The 16170-nt window shown below is 59.2% G+C and carries 12 protein-coding genes; 7 read left to right on the top strand and 5 right to left on the bottom strand.

The window, feature by feature from the left end:
• Positions 1–183 precede the first annotated feature (183 nt).
• Positions 184–1578 (top strand): dihydrolipoyl dehydrogenase, encoded by a 1395-nt coding sequence (lpdA, locus tag ACR0NF_RS02520; RefSeq protein WP_480469500.1) that lies wholly within the window; start codon positions 184–186, stop codon positions 1576–1578.
• Positions 1579–1711: 133 nt separating this feature from the next.
• On the opposite strand, the gene ACR0NF_RS02525 is transcribed toward lpdA, so the two are convergent.
• On the bottom strand, positions 1712–3097 hold the full coding sequence (locus ACR0NF_RS02525) for a dipeptidase (RefSeq protein WP_480469501.1): 1386 nt from the start codon (positions 3095–3097) through the stop codon (positions 1712–1714).
• 300 nt (positions 3098–3397) lie between these two features.
• Between ACR0NF_RS02525 and hemA the strand changes: the two genes are divergently transcribed.
• From hemA to ispG, 3 genes are all read left to right on the top strand, one after another.
• Positions 3398–4621, top strand: a complete 1224-nt coding sequence (gene hemA / locus ACR0NF_RS02530; protein WP_480666780.1) for a 5-aminolevulinate synthase — start codon at positions 3398–3400, stop codon at positions 4619–4621.
• Positions 4622–4750: 129 nt separating this feature from the next.
• Positions 4751–5965 (top strand): helix-turn-helix domain-containing protein, encoded by a 1215-nt coding sequence (locus ACR0NF_RS02535; RefSeq protein ID WP_480469503.1) that lies wholly within the window; start codon positions 4751–4753, stop codon positions 5963–5965.
• 70 nt (positions 5966–6035) lie between these two features.
• Positions 6036–7157, top strand: a complete 1122-nt coding sequence (gene ispG, locus ACR0NF_RS02540; RefSeq protein ID WP_480777718.1) for a flavodoxin-dependent (E)-4-hydroxy-3-methylbut-2-enyl-diphosphate synthase — start codon at positions 6036–6038, stop codon at positions 7155–7157.
• A gap of 170 nt (positions 7158–7327) precedes the next feature.
• Here ispG and ACR0NF_RS02545 read toward each other — a convergent pair whose 3' ends face one another.
• From ACR0NF_RS02545 to ACR0NF_RS02555, 3 genes are all read right to left on the bottom strand, one after another.
• On the bottom strand, positions 7328–8038 hold the full coding sequence (locus ACR0NF_RS02545; RefSeq protein ID WP_480777719.1) for a CHAP domain-containing protein: 711 nt from the start codon (positions 8036–8038) through the stop codon (positions 7328–7330).
• A 122-nt stretch (positions 8039–8160) separates the two neighbouring features.
• Entirely contained in the window at positions 8161–8919 is a 759-nt protein-coding gene (locus ACR0NF_RS02550; RefSeq protein ID WP_480666782.1) for a DsbA family protein, read from the bottom strand.
• Positions 8916–10298, bottom strand: coding sequence for a M48 family metalloprotease (locus ACR0NF_RS02555; RefSeq protein WP_480469507.1), 1383 nt, complete (start codon positions 10296–10298; stop codon positions 8916–8918). Before ACR0NF_RS02555 ends, ACR0NF_RS02550 begins: the two co-directional genes overlap by 4 nt.
• Between ACR0NF_RS02555 and ACR0NF_RS02560 the strand changes: the two genes are divergently transcribed.
• From ACR0NF_RS02560 to ACR0NF_RS02570, 3 genes are all read left to right on the top strand, one after another.
• Complete coding sequence (locus tag ACR0NF_RS02560) at positions 10297–11460, top strand: pyridoxal phosphate-dependent aminotransferase (protein WP_480657375.1); 1164 nt, start codon at positions 10297–10299, stop codon at positions 11458–11460. The genes ACR0NF_RS02555 and ACR0NF_RS02560 overlap by 2 nt on opposite strands.
• A gap of 66 nt (positions 11461–11526) precedes the next feature.
• Positions 11527–12747, top strand: coding sequence for an N-acetylmuramoyl-L-alanine amidase (locus ACR0NF_RS02565; protein WP_480666783.1), 1221 nt, complete (start codon positions 11527–11529; stop codon positions 12745–12747).
• Positions 12748–12842: 95 nt separating this feature from the next.
• Positions 12843–15332: a penicillin-binding protein 1A gene (locus ACR0NF_RS02570; protein WP_480657377.1), complete on the top strand. Its 2490-nt coding sequence runs from the start codon at positions 12843–12845 to the stop codon at positions 15330–15332.
• Here ACR0NF_RS02570 and ACR0NF_RS02575 read toward each other — a convergent pair.
• Positions 15326–16156, bottom strand: a complete 831-nt coding sequence (locus tag ACR0NF_RS02575) for an aminoglycoside phosphotransferase family protein (protein WP_480777720.1) — start codon at positions 16154–16156, stop codon at positions 15326–15328. The genes ACR0NF_RS02570 and ACR0NF_RS02575 overlap by 7 nt on opposite strands.
• Positions 16157–16170: the final 14 nt, after the last annotated feature.

Here is a 16170-nt window from a genome sequence, read left to right on the forward strand (position 1 = left end):
CAGGTTTGGAAACGAATTGGTTCGGTTCTAGCCTTTGGTGAGGCGTGGGTATAGGCTGAATTCAGCGCCTGACGGGCGATTTGACCCCGCGTCACATATGTCGCGGGCGGAGTTGTTGATGCGCTGTGAAAAATAGTTTAACGGTAAACTAGTTTTGAAACCGATCTGCGCCGAGAGGGACACATGGCTGCAAAATCTTATGATCTGATCGTAATCGGGGCCGGCCCCGGAGGCTATGTCGCTGCCATTCGCGCAGCCCAGCTGGGCCTGAAAACCGTCGTTGTCGAGCGTGAGCATCTGGGCGGCATCTGTTTGAACTGGGGCTGCATCCCGACCAAGGCGTTGCTGCGCTCGTCGGAAGTCTTCCATCTGATGGAGCGCGCTAAGGATTTCGGCCTCAAGGCAGACAAGGTGGGTTATGACCTCGACGCGGTCGTCAAACGCTCGCGCGGGGTTGCAGCCCAGCTGTCGGGCGGGATCGGTCATCTGATGAAGAAGAATAAGATCGACGTCGTGATGGGCGAGGCGACGATACCTGCGAAAGGGAAGGTCAGCGTCAAGACCGACAAAGGCTCCGAAGAACTGACGGCGAAGAACATCGTACTCGCAACCGGCGCGCGGGCCCGCGAACTTCCCGGTCTGGAGGCGGATGGTGATCTGGTCTGGACCTATAAACACGCGCTGCAGCCGCCCCGGATGCCCAAGAAACTGCTGGTCATCGGCTCGGGCGCGATCGGCATCGAATTCGCCAGTTTCTACAACACGCTGGGCGCAGATACGACGGTGGTCGAGGTTATGGACCGCGTGCTGCCGGTTGAAGACGCCGAGATCAGCGCCTTTGCCAAGAAAGCCTTTACCAAACAGGGCATGACCATCATGGAAAAGGCGATGGTCAAGCAGCTGGATCGCGCCAAAGGCAAGGTGACTGCGCATATCGAGGTGAAGGGCAAAGTAGAGAAGCATGACTTCGATACGGTAATCTCGGCGGTTGGTATCGTGGGGAATGTTGAAAACCTGGGGCTTGAGGCTCTGGGCGTAAAGATCGACCGCACCCATGTGATCACTGATGAATTCTGCCGTACCGGTGTCGATGGGCTCTATGCCATTGGCGACATCGCGGGCGCGCCCTGGCTGGCGCATAAAGCCAGCCACGAAGGTGTGATGGTGGCTGAATTGATTGCGGGTAAACACGCGCATCCGGTCAAGCCCGAAAGCATAGCGGGTTGCACATACTGCCAGCCGCAGGTCGCATCGGTAGGTTATACCGAAGCGAAGGCCAAGGAGCTTGGTTTTGACATCAAGGTCGGTCGCTTCCCCTTTATCGGCAACGGCAAGGCCATCGCCTTGGGCGAACCTGAAGGAATGATCAAAACCATCTTTGATGCCAAGACGGGTGAGTTGCTGGGCGCACATATGATCGGCGCCGAAGTCACCGAGCTGATTCAGGGCTATGTGGTTGGTCGTCAGTTGGAGACCACCGAAGAAGACCTGATGAATACGGTCTTCCCACACCCAACGCTGTCAGAGATGATGCATGAGAGCGTTCTGGATGCCTATGGGCGTGTGATCCACATGTAAGGGAAGGGGGCTCTGCCCTCGCCGCGGCAAGCCGCGACTCCCCCGGGATATTTATGGCCAGATGAAGCAGGGGATCCGGTCTTCATCTGGCCGAAAATATCCCGGAGCGCGAGGCAGAGCCTCGCTGGAATCCTTATTTGTTCAGCGCATCCAAAATGCGGGCCCAGGAGCGGATACCTTTGTGGAAGCTTTTGACGTCGTATTTTTCGTTCGGCGAGTGGATAGCGTCGTCGTCATTGGCATAGCCCACGAGCATTGAATCCAGCCCGAGCACGGTATCGAAATAGCCGACGACCGGGATCGAGCCGCCCATGCCGGTAAAAACGGCCTCGCGATTCCATTCGTCGGAAAGCGCGCCGCGTGCTGCTTCGAATTCCGGGCGGTTGAGGTTCATGACAGAAGCGGGCGAGCCTTCGAGGTCGTTGTCCCAGACGACTTTGACGTCAGGGGAAAGACGCTCTTCTACGTGTTTGCGAATTTTGTCGCGCAGTGCGTCTGGATCCATGTCACCGACAAGGCGGCAGGTGATCTTGCAATGCGCTTCGGACGGAATAACGGTTTTTGACCCTGCGCCATTATAGCCACCCCAGAGTCCGTTAACTTCGAGCGTCGGGCGTGCCCATTGCTGTTCCAGGGTAGAGTAGGCTTTTTCACCGTGAGGCTGGGTGTAGCCGACCGAGTTCAGATATTCCGCCTCGTCGAACCCGCAATTTTCCCATTGGCGTAATTGGTCGGCAGGCACCTCATGAACGCCTTCATAGAACCCTTCAACGGCGACACGCCCGGTTTCTTCGTCATAGAACGAGGTAACGATGCGAGAGAGTTCGCGCAGCGGGTTCAGGCCGGGTCCTCCGTAATGGCCCGAGTGCAGGTCGATGCGCGGGCCGATAATGGTGAATTCATCTTTCAGCATCCCGCGCAATTGTGATGCGATCGAAGGCACACCACGAGAGACCATCGAGGTATCGCAAACCAGCGCCAGATCTGCCTTCAACTCTTCCTTGTTCGCTTCGAGGAACGGCACCAGCGAGGGTGAGCCGGATTCCTCTTCGCCCTCGAAGAAGAATGTGATGCGGCAGGGCAAGGTGCCGTGGACAGCTTTCCACGCCCGGCAGGCCTCGACAAATGTCATGAGCTGGCCCTTGTCATCCGATGCACCGCGCCCGCGGATTACATCCCCATGTTCGGTTTGTTCCAGTGCCGGATCAAACGGGTCGCGGTTCCATAGCTCAAGCGGGTCAACCGGTTGCACATCGTAATGGCCATAAAACAGGACATGCGGCCCGTCGCTGTCTTCGCCAACATGGCCTACCACCATCGGGTGGCCTGGGGTCGGGCGTTTCTCGGCCGCGATGCCGAGGCTCTGCAGATCGGCCACCAGCCAGTCAGCGGCCTTGTCGACATGCTCTTTATAGGCGGGGTCGGTCGAGATTGAAGGGATGCGCAGGAACTCCATCAGGCGATCGATAGAAGGGGTCAGATCAGTGTCGATCCGGCTCAGTACGGCGTCAAGCGACATGGGGCTCTCCTGAAAAGTGCTGAATTCGGGCAGAGCCTAGCAGCATGGGCGGGGCCGTCCAGCAGGATTCTGGGGCAAAGGCATAGGGGCGGCCTGCGTCGTTTCCTCGCGTTTTCTGGCCGTAACTTTGCTTGTCGGTTCGGGCGTTAGGCGTTATTTGATGCAAATCAAAGTTGGGTTCAACGTTTCGGCGGTAGGCAAGTCGGACAGATGAACGCGACGCCACATTTGCAGAAACCCTGTAGTGTAGCGAAAAAAGTAGTCCGGAGGTATGATGGCCGGGCATCCAAGGAGGGTCCGGTGGACTATACTGCTCAGCTCGATACAGCGATCGCCAAGCTGCATGACGAAGGACGTTACCGGACCTTTATCGATATTGAACGCCGGAATGGTCATTTTCCGCATGCGGTGCGGACCTGTCCGGACGGGTCGCAGCAGAACATCACCGTGTGGTGTGGCAACGACTATCTTGGCATGGGGCAGAACCCGGTTGTTTTGAACGCCATGCACGAGGCGGTCGACGCGGCGGGCGCGGGCTCGGGCGGGACGCGCAATATTTCGGGCACCACCGTTTATCATAAGCGGCTGGAGGCTGAGCTTGCTGATCTGCATGGCAAAGAAGCCGCGCTGCTGTTTACCAGCGCCTACATCGCCAATGATGCCACGCTTTCGACACTGCCCAAGCTGTTTCCCGGCCTGATCATCTATTCCGACGCGCTGAATCATGCCTCAATGATCGAAGGCGTGCGCCGCAATGGTGGGGCAAAGCGTATCTTCCGTCACAATGACGTCGCTCATCTGCGCGAGCTGATGGCGGCGGATGATCCGGCTGCGCCCAAGCTGATTGCGTTTGAATCGGTCTATTCCATGGATGGCGATTTTGGTCCGATCGAAGAGATCTGCGACCTCGCTGATGAATTCGGTGCGCTGACTTATATCGATGAGGTTCACGCGGTCGGTATGTACGGCCCGCGCGGTGGCGGCGTGACCGAGCGGGATCGTCTGACCCATCGGATCGACATCATCAACGGAACACTGGCTAAAGCTTATGGTGTCATGGGTGGCTATATCGCCGCCAGCGCCAAGATGTGCGACGCGATCCGGTCATATGCACCCGGCTTCATCTTCACCACCTCGCTGCCACCTGCGGTTGCAGCAGGGGCGGCGGCGTCGGTGGCTTATCTGAAAACCGCGCCCGAGCTGCGCGAACAGCACCAGACACAGGCCAGCATTCTCAAGCTGCGTCTGAAGGGACTGGGCATGCCTCTGATCGATCACGGCAGTCACATCGTGCCAGTAATCGTGGGCAACCCCGTCCACACCAAGAAGTTGAGCGATATGCTGTTGGATGACTATGGCATCTATGTGCAGCCGATTAATTTCCCGACCGTTCCACGTGGCACTGAACGCCTGCGGTTTACCCCGTCTCCGGTACATGGACCTGACGAAATGAACCGTCTGGTTCAGGCGATGGACGAACTTTGGTCACATTGTGCGCTAAATCGCGCCGAACTTGCTGGATAACCTCACGCTAAAGTGTGCAACGAGTTTGCTGCGTGTTAGGCTTACGCTAACAAAACTGGCAGACGAATCGTTTAGGGTCGATTCGCTGACGGCGCGTAACACGCGACAGGCAAAGATGGGGCAGCAGGAATGATTGGGCGCAGATCACAGCGCGATTCCGGAGAAGACATGGACGTCAGACCAAAAGGGTTTGATGACTATGAGGTGCGACTTGGCGATGTCATGCGCGGCGAGCGTGCGACGATGGGCAAGTCTCTTCTGGACGTACAACGCGAACTGCGGATCAAGGCCAATTATATCGCCGCCATCGAGAACGCTGACCCGGACGCCTTTGACACTCCTGGCTTTATCGCTGGTTATGTGCGGTCCTACGCCCGTTATCTGGGTATGAACCCGGATGAGACGTTCCAGACTTTCTGCAAGGAAAGCGGTTTCGAGGTCGCTCATGGCATGTCGGCTGAGGCGTCAGTCGTTAAGAAAGCGCAAGGCGGTTTGCCTGCGCGTGGGCCGATGGGGCGCGACCCCTTTGTTTCGCCCAACACTCCTTATATCCCCGGTCGAGAATCCGTTGTCAGCCAGATTGAACCACGGGCTATTGGTTCGACACTGGTTCTGCTGGCCGTCATTGGCGGCATTGGCTATGGCGGCTGGTCGGTCCTGAACCGTATTCAGCAGGTGCAGGTTAGCCCGGTTGAACAGGCACCCGTCGTCCTGACCGATCTCGACCCGCTTGATGCGGCACAGGTGCGGTCGGATGAGGTTGAACTGGCCAGCGTGGACACTCCAAGCTCCGAAGCGCTGGATCGTCTGTATCGTCCGCAGGCGCTGGATGTGCCTGTTCTGGTGGCGCGTGACGCCCCGATCTCGACACTCGATCCGCGCACGGTTGGCACTTTCAGCCCGCCAGAACCGCCGCAGATTCAAGTGACAGAGGTTCACACGGTCGAGCGTCCGGAGTTGCCGCAGGTTGTTGAGAAGATTGACACAAACCTGAAAATCGTTGCTGTGAACCCGTCGTGGATGCGCGTCACGGCTGCCGATGGCAGTGTCATTTTCGAGGGGACGCTTGGGACGGTTGAACAGGGTAGCACGTTCGAGGTTCCGCTTACGGAAGAGCCGCCGCAGTTGCGCGCAGGCGCCTCTGGCTCCGTCTATTTCTCGATGAATGGTGAGCATTTTGGCCCGGTCGGCGCGCCCGGCACGGTGACCAAAGGGGTCGTGCTGTCGAAAGATTCGGTGGCCGAGAACTTCACCGTGGCCGATCTTGAAGCCGATCAGAACAGCGCGCTCAAGCAATTGGTGGCCGAGCTGCAGACCGAGGCGACAGAAGCGCCCGCCGAGTGATCTTGGCATTGCTCCTTCGGGGTTGGCGAACTATCTAAGGCGCAACTCAGGCTGATCCGGATCGATCCTTATGTCGCTCAATCACGTGCGTCCGTGGCGCAACATCTATCGCCGCAAATCCCGTCAGATCATGGTTGGCAACGTGCCCGTCGGTGGCGACGCGCCGATTGCCGTGCAAACCATGACCAACACGCTGACCACCGATGTCGGGGCGACTGTTGCACAGGTACAGGCGGCGGCAGAGGCGGGGGCGGATATCGTGCGCGTCTCGGTCCCGGATGAGGCATCGTCGAAAGCGCTGAAAGAGATCGTGCGCGAAAGCCCTGTGCCCATCGTGGCCGATATTCATTTCCACTATCGACGCGGCATTGAATCCGCTGAGGCCGGCGCAGCCTGCCTGCGTATCAACCCCGGCAACATTGGCGATGAGAAGCGTGTGACAGAGGTCATCGCTGCCGCGCGCGACCACAACTGCTCGATCCGGATCGGGGTGAACGCAGGGAGTTTGGAAAAGCATCTGCTGGAGAAATATGGCGAGCCGTGCCCCGAGGCGATGGTTGAAAGCGGGCTCGAGCATATCCGCATCCTTGAGGACAACGACTTTCACAATTTCAAGATCAGCGTGAAGGCCAGCGACGTGTTCCTGTCGGCCGCGGCCTATCAGGGCATTGCCGAGGCCACAGACGCCCCCATCCATTTAGGCATCACCGAGGCCGGAGGGTTGGTCAGCGGTACGATCAAATCGGCCATCGGTCTGGGCAACCTGCTGTGGATGGGTATTGGCGACACGATCCGCGTCAGCCTGTCCGCCGATCCGGTGGAAGAGGTCAAGGTGGGCTATGAGATCCTGAAATCTCTGGGCCTGCGCCATCGTGGGGTGAACATCATTTCATGCCCTTCTTGCGCGCGGCAGGGGTTTGACGTGATCAAAACGGTTGAAGCGCTGGAGCATCGGCTGGAACACATCAAAACGCCCATGAGCCTGTCGATCATCGGCTGCGTTGTGAACGGCCCGGGTGAAGCGCTGATGACAGATGTCGGTTTCACCGGCGGCGGGGCAGGGTCCGGTATGGTTTATCTGGCGGGCAAGGCCAGCCACAAAATGTCGAACGACCAGATGATCGACCATATTGTGGAAGAGGTCGAGAAGAAAGCCGCTGAGTTGGACGCCGCGGCTGAGGCCGCAGAATAGCGCCGCAACGAAACAAACTCCGTTGAAACCGAGATCGCTGCGGATCGTAAACAGACTATGCCACCGTTCAGCTTTCTTACGCGAGAGGCTGCTATCTCTGATTTGCGACCGTGACGAAGATCGCCTGTGGCGCATTCCTGGGTTATTTGGCGGCGCGAGGAGAAATTGGGTTACTCGCCAAATTTCGGGTATATGAACCCGTTCACCGGATAGTTGCTGCCATATTGCCCCGGTTGGCTTTCGACCCGGACCAGCGTCCAATCATTGTTTTTGGATACGTCCTTGACGCCCATTTTCAACGATACTTTGTTGCGGTGCCAGTTGGCGTGGTTGATGATGACTTCGCGCTCGGTGACAATATCGGATACGACCGCCACATGGCCCAAAGGCATTCCGCTGGTTGCCCGAAACGACATCACCGAACCCACAATCGGTTCGTTGCCCCGGTCAAAAGCACTGCGCGCTTTCCCCCACCAGTCTTTGGCGTTGCCGCGAATTTCAATGCCGCTGAGGTTTCGTGCGTAGGGCACACACCACACTCTTTGCCCCCGGGCCTGTTTTTTCGAGACCTCTTGCAGCGCCATTGCCTGACGTTCCGGATCGAGATCCACTTCGTTCGGGTTCTTAGCGCAGGCGGAAACAAGAACAATTAACCCCACCGCAATTGCAGCGCGGGCGGGCAGGCGTGAGCTGATCGTATTTGTTTTCCGAGTGCGGTTTTGCAAGAAACTTCGGTGCCGGTTTGAGTGGTAACCGAGTTCTAGTGTGATCTTGCGGGTGATGAAAAGAGGCCCGTTAAGACCCGGCAATTTTTTGCCTGTTCTAGATGCCGAATGTGACCCAATAGCTGCGCTGGACAATCCGCTCACATCCTTAGTCACGAGTGATGCGCTTGGTCAGTCAGCTTGCAAAAAAAGTTCACATCCCAAAAAGGCGGCTTTGTAAATCAAAGCCGCCTGAGCCTGTTAAAGACGTGAACCCTGGCCAAACTGCCGCCTCGTGCTCACCCTTGTTCCGCGCGCACCCCATTCGCGATCTGCTGCATCTGATCGGCAGGCAGGAACCCACGCAGCATCTCGGTGCCCAGAACGAAGGACGGCGTGCCCGAAATCCGCATCTTTTGTGCCAGTTCGCGTGTCTGCGCGATTTCGGCGGTGACCTCATCGCTGTCCATGGCTGCGACGATGGCGTCGCTGTCCAATCCCAGCCCATCCGATATCCGGCGCAGGGTGATCTCGGAGGGCTCACCGCTGAATTCCAACAAGGCATCGTGGACCTGCTTATAAGCGTCGTCTCCGGCCACCTGTTTCGTCGCAATGGCGAACCGGGAGGATACGACCGATGCATCACCCAAAATCGGCAGTTCCTTGATCACCAATCGGATATTGCCATCCTCGGCCAGCAGGCTGGCCACCTCAGGCACGGCACGGCGGCAGTAGCCACAGCGGTAGTCCATGAACTCGACCAGAGTGATGTCACCGTCGGGATTGCCACCCACCCAGCTGTAGCCGTCATTGAACAACGCGTCCGCGTTGGCGGCGACCAGTTCCTTGTCGGCGGCGGCCTCGGCGGCAGCGTTGCGTTCTTCCAAAATGTTGATCGCTTCGATGATCACTTCGGGGTTTTCCAGCAGGTATTCGCGTACCTGCGCACCGAATTCGACCTTTTCGGCGTCGCTCATGGCGTTCAGGTCCAGCGCGTGGGCCGGAGCGGCAAGCATGGAAAGCCCCAGAAGGGCGGGTGCTGTATGTCTGAGGATCATTTCCGTTTCCTTTTCTTTTTCTTCGCCCGTTCCGAGGCGATCAGCACATCCTGTGCCCGTTGCCACCCCGGAGACCCCTCGGGCAATTGCCCGATGGCGCGTCTTGCGTGAATTCCTGCATCGTCCAGTCGACCATGCAGGGCATATCTTTCTGCGGTGACCGCCGAAGCCATCCCGGTGTTGCCCACCTTGGCGTAGGCTGCGCCAAGATCCTGCATCAACCGGGCGTTTCGGTAGTCCCTTGCGCGTGCTTTTTCAAGCGCTTGCAAGGCTTCTTTCGTCTGACCGTCCGCCAGCAGGGCGCGCCCGTACCCGGCAAGGATCAGCGAGTCATTGGGTGCCATATCAACAGCTGCGCCGTAAGCTGCAACCGCTTCTTTCAGACGGCGGTTTTCCAGCAGGATTTGGCCTTTCAACTCATAGAAGAATGGGTCATCGGGCCGGATTTCAAGAGCCTTGTTGATGGCGGCGCGCGCACGGGCCAAATCTCGGTTTTGGTGATGGGCCGAGGCCTCGCGCATCAGGCGGATGTCGGGATCGGTCTCCTCAGCAGCTCGGCGCAGAGTCCAGCCGGGTGATCGCAACCACGCTGACAGCTTGCCTTTGACCCTCGCGAACCAATAGTCGGCATTGGCGTTCTGTTTGGCCTTGTCTCCGAACTCATCAAGGAAATGCTCGGCCGCGCGCAAACGTTCCCGGCTGGTGGGGTGCGAGCGCATATATGGGTCCTGATTGGCCTCGCTCAGCAGTTCCTGACCGGCGAATTTACGATGCAGGTTGACCATTCCGCGCGGAGAGATGCCCGCCCACCGCAGATAGCTGGCCGCGCTGCGATCGGCCGAGGCCTCTTCCGCGCGCGTGTGTCCCAAAAAGCTGCGCAGGGCCGAGGACGACGTGCCCGCGGCGATACCAGCCGCCGCTTCCCCTCCACCGGCGGCAGCGACGATCAGCGCCAGCGCAGTACCGAATTGGGCGTTGCGCTGGGCTGCGCGCAGGTTCTCGGCCCGACGGGCCAGATGACCGTTTGCGATATGGGCAGCCTCGTGGGCGATGACGGCCTGCAACATCTCGGGCGTGTCGACCGACAGGATCAGCCCGTAGTTTACGTAGATGGTGTTGTAGTCGATGACGAACGCATTGAAGGTGCTGTCATTGACCACCAATATCCGGACGCGGTTGGTGCTTAGACCTGCTGCGCGCAAGATCGGAAAGGCCAGTTCGCGCAGGCCATGTTCGATATCAGGATCGCGGATCAGGTTTTGCGCCTGGCTTTGTGCGCTTGCGGCCAGCCACATTACCGCAGCCAGCATCAGGGCCGGGATTGACGCCAGCCGGGATACGCGTTCAAAAGCCATGGCTGCAACATGGGAGATGGGCATGAGAAACTCAACCCGGTCCGGGGTCGATCCGTTTATTGTGATGGATGTGATGGAAGCCGCGCGCAAAGCCGAAGAAGCCGGGCGTCACATCATCCATATGGAGGTTGGCCAGCCCGGAACCGGCGCGCCCAAAGGCGCGACCGAAGCGTTGGCGAAGGCGATGGCGCAAAGCCCGCTGGGCTATACGGTCGCCCTTGGGATGCCCGCCCTGCGCCAACGCATCGCGCGACTTTATGGCGAGTGGTACAATGTCGACCTGAACCCCGAGCGGGTGGTTATCACCCCCGGGTCCTCGGGTGGGTTTCTGCTGACCTTCACCGCGCTCTTTGACAGTGGCGATCGTGTCGGCATCGGCGCACCCGGCTATCCGTCCTATCGGCAAATTCTCAAGGCGCTGGGTTTGGTGCCTGTCGATCTGCCCACCGCGCCCGAAAACCGGCTGCAACCGGTGCCCTCCGACTTCAACGGACTGGATTTGCAAGGCCTGATGGTCGCATCGCCTGCCAACCCCACGGGCACGATGCTGGATCACGCCGCGATGGGGGCGCTGATCGAGGCGGCGCAGGGGCAGGGGGCGTCATTCATCAGTGACGAAATTTACCATGGGCTTGAATACGAGGCCAAAGCGGTCACGGCGCTGGAACTCACCGACGAATGCTATGTGATCAACTCGTTCTCCAAGTATTTCTCGATGACCGGCTGGCGGGTGGGCTGGATGGTCGTCCCCGAGGATCAGGTGCGTGTGGTTGAGCGGATCGCGCAGAACATGTTCATCTGCGCTCCGCATGCCAGTCAGGTGGCCGCGCTGGCTGCGATGGATTGCGATGAAGAACTGCAGGCCAATCTGGACGTCTATCGCCGCAATCGTGCGCTGATGCTGGATGGTCTGCCCAAAGCCGGGTTCACCAATATCGCGCCGCCGGATGGGGCGTTTTATGTCTATGCCGATGTCTCGGACCTGACCGATGACAGTCGTGCTTTCGCCGCCGAGATTCTTGAAAAGGCAGGTGTTGCCGTCACGCCGGGGCTGGATTTTGACCCCCAGCGCGGTCACACGACTCTGCGCTTTTCCTATGCGCGTGCGACGGCTGACATTCAGGACGGGCTGGAACGTCTGCGTCGGTTCATGGCAGAGCGCGGTGCGATCGCTGCACCGGTCTAGGGCGTTCACAAAGCTTGGTTGATGCTATAGGCTTTGCGCCAATCGATCTCGGGATAACTTGAGGCCATGAGCAGGATTTTCTACGCATTCGCCCTGATCTGGGCGCTGTCAGGTGTTGCCGTCGCGCAAGAGTTCAATGCGCTCGCCCGCGTGCTGCCCGAGCAAAGCCGCATCAGCGATGAAGGCCGATCCGGTGTGCGCGTCGATCTTGGCCTCAGCCAGGGTGTGCCCTATCGCGTTTTCACGCTGCGCGATCCTTACCGCATGGTGCTGGATTTTCAGGAGGTCGACTGGACCGGGCTGGACCGTCAGAGCTTTCTGCAATCCAACCGCATAAGCGGGGTGCGGTTTGGTGCCTATGTGCCCGGCTGGTCACGGCTGGTGTTGGAGCTGGGCGCGCCTCTGGCGATTGAAACAGCTAATCTACGGGTCGATGAAACTACTGGCGCCGCGCATCTTTCACTGCAACTGGTTGGCACCGATTTTGACAGTTTCGCAGCCAACGCAGGCGCTCCGCGCCAGCCGGGGTGGGATTTGCCCGAACCTGTGCTCACGCCCGAAGCCTCAGGACGGGACAATGCGGGAGTCTTGCGGGTGATGCTGGACCCCGGCCATGGTGGCATTGATCCGGGGGCCGAAGTTCCGAATACGAATGAAAAGACACTCATGCTGACCTTCGCGCGTGAGCTGCGCGAAATGCTGCTGCGTGCCGGTGGGTTCGAGGTGGTGATGACACGTGTGGACGATCAGTTCGTCAGCCTTGAACGCCGCATTGCCTTGGCACACCGGGCAGGGGCCGATGTGTTCGTTTCGCTGCATGCTGACTGGCTGTCCGAAGGGCGCGCGCATGGGGCAGCGGTCTATACCCTTGCTGATGAGGCGTCAGACATTGCCAGCCAGAAACTGGCCGAGCGGCATGACAGGGGGGACTTGATCGCTGGGATCGATCTGAGTGGATCGGATGATCAGGTTGCCGATGTGCTGCTGGATCTGGCGCGGCAAGAAACCAAACCACGTACGAATGCACTGGCGCAGGCACTGGCCGAAGGGATGACCCAGCAGGGTGGACCGATGAACAGCCGCCCGATCCGTACCGGATCATTTTCGGTCCTCAAGGCTGCGGATATTCCGTCGGTTCTGGTCGAGCTTGGGTTTCTGTCTAGCCCACGCGATTTGAACAACATCCGGAACCCGGAATGGCGTGCCCTGATGGCGCATGGTATCGTGCAGGGGCTTGAGGCTTGGCGGCAGGATGATCAGGTGAAACGCAGCCTGATTGGGCAATGACGCAGCGGCGCAAAATGGCCATTGTAGGGTTTCGTGTTTTGACCCGGGACAGGCGCATCCCTATATAGGCGTCACCGCGAGAAAAAGGCAGTAACGTGATCCGGTTTGTTCTTTCGTTTTTCGGGGCGATCTTCAGCCTCGTGACTTTGGGTATATTTATGGCCGCGCTGGTTGTTGGCGCGGTGTTCTGGATGTATGGGCGCGACTTGCCCAGCCACGAGTCGTTGGCGCAATACAAACCGCCGACGATCAGCCGGATATATTCGGGCGAAGGTCAGCTGATCGACGAATTCGCGCAGGAACGCCGCCTGTTCACCCCGTCCGAGGAAATTCCCGATCTGGTGAAACAGGCCTTTATCTCGGCGGAAGACAAGAATTTCTATACCCATCAGGGGTATGACCCACGCGGGATTGTCGCCGCCGGGGTCGAGGCGGTGCGTACCAAGGGGGAAACCGTACGCGGGGCGTCGACGATTACCCAGCAGGTGATGAAGAACTTCCTGCTGTCCGGTGACCGCCGGGCTGAGCGCAAGATCAAAGAGATCATCCTTGCCACGCGGCTTGAGGATACCTTGGATAAGGAACAGATCCTCGAACTCTATATGAACGAGATCTTTCTGGGCCAGAACTCTTATGGCGTGACCGCCGCGGCGCAGACCTATTTCAACAAGACGCTGCAGGAACTTGCCCCGCATGAGGCCGCGATGCTGGCGGCGATGCCCAAGGCGCCCTCGGATTACCACCCGGTCCGTCAGAAAGAACGCCTGCTGAACCGCCGCAACTATGTGCTGCGCGAGATGCAGCAGAATGGTTACATCGATCAGGCGACCTATGAGGCTGAGGTCGAGATGCCTTTGCGTTCGGTCCAGAACGGCGACTTTGAGAGCTTCCGCACCGCCCTGCCGCCGCGTGATTACTTCACCGATGAAATCCGCCGCCAGTTGAGCGAGGACTTCGGCGAAGGCGAATTTTTTACCGGCGGTTTCACCGTGCGCGCATCCGTGGATGAAGAGATGCAGGTCGAGGCCGCTAAGGCCTTGCGCACAGCGCTTCAGAAATACGACCGCTCACGCGGACGCTGGCGCGGCACAGGTGATGTGATCCCGGAAGAGAAGCTGGCGGATGAGGCGCAATGGCGCGAGGCGCTGGCGATCATGGAAATCCCACGCGACGTGGTGCTGCCGACGCAGTGGTACCCGGCGGTGGTGCTGAACGTTGCCGATCAGTCCCTGACAGTTGGTATCGAGGATGGCCCCGCTGACGGCGCCATTCCGCGGTCTGACATCCAGTGGATGCAGGGTAATTTCCAGGACAACTTCAAACGCGGCGACGTCATTCTGGTGATGGCCGGGGAAGAGGGTCAGTGGTCCGCCCGTCAGGTGCCCGAAGTGCAGGGTGGCTTTGTCGCGATGGACGTGAATTCGGGCCGTGTTCTGGCGATGCAGGGCGGGTTCTCGTATCAGGACACCGTGTTCAACCGCGCCACACAGGCGCAGCGTCAGCCGGGGTCGAGTTTCAAGCCCTTCGTCTATGCCGCCGCACTGGACAGTGGCTATAGCCCGGCGACGATCGTTGTGGACGCACCGATTGAGGTGAATACGCCACAGGGTCTGTGGCGGCCCAAGAACTCGTCGAACAAGTTCTATGGGCCAACGCCTTTGCGTACGGGCATCGAACAGTCGCGGAACCTGATGACTATTCGTCTGGCGCAAGAGGTGACGATGCCGGTGGTCGCAGGCTATGCCGAGCGGTTCGGCGTCTATGACCGGATGGGGGCGTTCCTTGCGAACTCACTGGGGTCCGAGGAAACCACACTCTACAAGATGGTCGCGGCTTATGCGATGTTCGCCAATGGTGGTGAGCGGGTTGAACCGACCCTGGTCGACCGTATTCAGGACCGGTATGGCAAGACGATCTATCGCCATGATGACCGGCAATGTCTGGATTGCAATTCGAGCTGGCTGGAACCGGACGAAGCGCCTCAGATCATCACGGATCGCAGTCAGGTAATGGATGCGATCACCGCTTATCAGCTGACTTCGATGATGAAGGGCGTGGTGGATCGGGGAACCGCATCCAGCGTCGTCAATCTGCCGGTGCCGACAGCAGGCAAAACTGGCACCACCAACGAATCCAAGGATGCGTGGTTCATCGGATTTACCTCGAACATCGTTGCCGGCTGCTATATCGGCTACGATCGCCCGCGCCCGATGGGGCGGGGGGCCTATGGCGGCACCATGTGTGGCCCGGTCTTCCAAAGCTTCATGGAAAAAGCCGTCGATAAATATGGCGGTGGCCCGTTCGAAGTGCCGCCGGGTGGGCAGTTCATCAAGATCGACCGATTCAGCGGTGCACGCCTGCCGGCAGATGCATCGGGTGACTATGTTGTCGCCGAATATTTCCGCGATGGCGTCGACGGCTTTATCGACCGCGTCTATGACGGTGGCTTTGCCGTGGGGTCGGAGCTGCCGTTGTTTGAAGAAGTCACCCGAGGCGGTCGCCAAGTGACGACCTCGACCGGCAACACGATTACGGTTGGTCCCAACGCCAGTCAGGGTGACCTGCAGGGCGGCGGTCTTTATTGATCTGTGATCTCTAGCAAAAGATGAAGCAGACCGGCCTCATGGTCGGTCTCGATCCTCCTATCGGCGCGCCAGAAGATAGACAGCGCGCATTTCGCGGCGGCCCATTCTGCGAGCCGCTGAGCACTGACGTTCATAGCATCGGAATAAAGGGTCAGGCATCGGTGGATCTGACCGTGTTGGCGCACCAGTTCGGGCATGCCCTTCGGGTGGCGCAAGGCGTTGGCAAGCTCAAACGCGGGATCACCCAGATAGCCTTTGGCGTCTATGACCCGCGGCCCCTTGGCGGTCAGTATTACGTTGTCGGGATGTAGGTCCCCGTGCAGCGGTACTGCTTCGGGCTGGTTGTCCAGCAAGGCGCGCGCCAAGTCGATAGCCCGGACCATGTCATGTCGAAACGGCACGAGGCAGTTCGGTGCAAACTCGCAGCAGAGTAGCGGGTCAAACACCTGCTGCAGCGGTTTCAGCCGTGTCGCCTTGACCACTGGCGCACGATGCAGGCGGCGCGCGGTTTCAGCCAGCGCGGCGAGGGTGGTATCGGGCTGTCCGGCGCGGGCCAGATCGCCCAGCGATGGCCCCTCCAGCCACTCCATCAGCACGGCATTGTTCTCCTCTGCCAGAACCGTGACCGCGCCGCGGTTTTGCCAAAGCCTGAGGAGGTCGGTGCCAGCCGCCTCGTTGCCCCGATCTTCGCGGCGATAGAGTTTCAGCGCTGCAGGACCATTGGCTGTTTGAACCTGCCAAAGCTGAGCGTGACCGGTGTCAGCGATATGTGACACGAAGCTCAGGCCCCACGCATCCGCAATCTTTTCCGCAGCGCTTTGCATTCCGATCCTGCCTG

The organism is Ruegeria sp. CF4 (assembly GCF_056537345.1).

Coding starts and splice junctions, on each gene's coding strand:
- lpdA (WP_480469500.1), top strand. CDS start 184: ATGGCTGCAAAATCTTATGATCTGATCGTAATCGGGGCCGGCCCCGGA.
- ACR0NF_RS02525 (WP_480469501.1), bottom strand. CDS start 3,097: ATGTCGCTTGACGCCGTACTGAGCCGGATCGACACTGATCTGACCCCT.
- ACR0NF_RS02535 (WP_480469503.1), top strand. CDS start 4,751: ATGATTGGGCGCAGATCACAGCGCGATTCCGGAGAAGACATGGACGTC.
- ispG (WP_480777718.1), top strand. CDS start 6,036: ATGTCGCTCAATCACGTGCGTCCGTGGCGCAACATCTATCGCCGCAAA.
- ACR0NF_RS02550 (WP_480666782.1), bottom strand. CDS start 8,919: ATGATCCTCAGACATACAGCACCCGCCCTTCTGGGGCTTTCCATGCTT.
- ACR0NF_RS02560 (WP_480657375.1), top strand. CDS start 10,297: ATGAGAAACTCAACCCGGTCCGGGGTCGATCCGTTTATTGTGATGGAT.
- ACR0NF_RS02555 (WP_480469507.1), bottom strand. CDS start 10,298: ATGCCCATCTCCCATGTTGCAGCCATGGCTTTTGAACGCGTATCCCGG.
- ACR0NF_RS02565 (WP_480666783.1), top strand. CDS start 11,527: ATGAGCAGGATTTTCTACGCATTCGCCCTGATCTGGGCGCTGTCAGGT.
- ACR0NF_RS02575 (WP_480777720.1), bottom strand. CDS start 16,156: ATGCAAAGCGCTGCGGAAAAGATTGCGGATGCGTGGGGCCTGAGCTTC.